The sequence below is a fragment of the Mycobacterium sp. 852002-40037_SCH5390672 genome (assembly GCF_001665875.1).
GTDB lineage: Bacteria > Actinomycetota > Actinomycetes > Mycobacteriales > Mycobacteriaceae > Mycobacterium.
The window spans coordinates 1-922 of the sequence record NZ_LZTA01000123.1; the positions used below are offsets into that span (position 1 = coordinate 1).

Here is a 922-nt window from a genome sequence, read left to right on the forward strand (position 1 = left end):
TCGGCACGGCCCAAGTACTCCAACGCACCGGCCGAAGTCCAGCGCACCAGATCACCGGTCCGATACATCCGCGCCCCGACCGGCCCCACTGCGGCCGCAAAAGGATTCGCCACGAACCGCTCCGCGGTCAACGCGACGCGGCCCAGATATCCGTGCGCCAGGGCCGGCCCGCTCAGATACAACTCGCCCGCCACCCCGATCGGCGCGGGGTTGAGCCGTGCATCGAGCACCAACGCGCACATCCCGGGAATCGGGGTGCCGATGGTCACCGGCTGCCCCGCCGACAGCGGTGCGGTGGAGGTGGCACAGATGGTGGTCTCGGAGGGGCCGTAGCCATTGAACATCCGCCGGCCCGGCGCCCAGGCGGCCACCAACTCCGCCGGGCACGCCTCCCCCGTGGTAACCAGCGTGTCCACCCCGTCCAGGCGGGCCCGATCCAGCGACGCCAGCACCGTGGGAGTCACTACCGCCGCGCTGACCCGCTGAGTCTGCAGCAACTCGGTCAGCGCCTCGCCGCCATAGGCCTGCGGCGGGGCCACCACCAGGGTCGCCCCCGACCCGACCGCCCACAACAAATCGAAGATCGACGCGTCAAAGGTCGGCGCGGCCACCATCAGCACCCGCGACTGCGCGCCCAACCCGTACACCTTGCATTGGGCCGCGGCCAGTCCCACCAGACCTGCGTGGCTGACCACGACGCCCTTGGGCGTACCGGTGGATCCCGACGTGAACATGACGTAGGCGGTGTTACCCACCTCCAGCGCCGCGCGCCGGTCGGCATCGGTGATCCGCTGCGTGCAGCGCCCGGACAGGTCTAGACCGTCGACGCGCAGCACCGGGCGCGTCCCCGCCCCGCCAACCGTGTCGACACCACAGGTCAACACACACACCGCGTCCACCGCATCAAGCACCGTGGCGACCC

General features: G+C 70.7%; 1 protein-coding gene. It reads right to left on the reverse strand.

Annotation, left to right across the window (positions count from 1 at the left end; genetic code table 11):
- Positions 1-922 (reverse strand): AMP-binding protein (locus tag A5782_RS22660; RefSeq protein WP_156624061.1); only part of this gene is annotated, 922 nt, incomplete at both ends.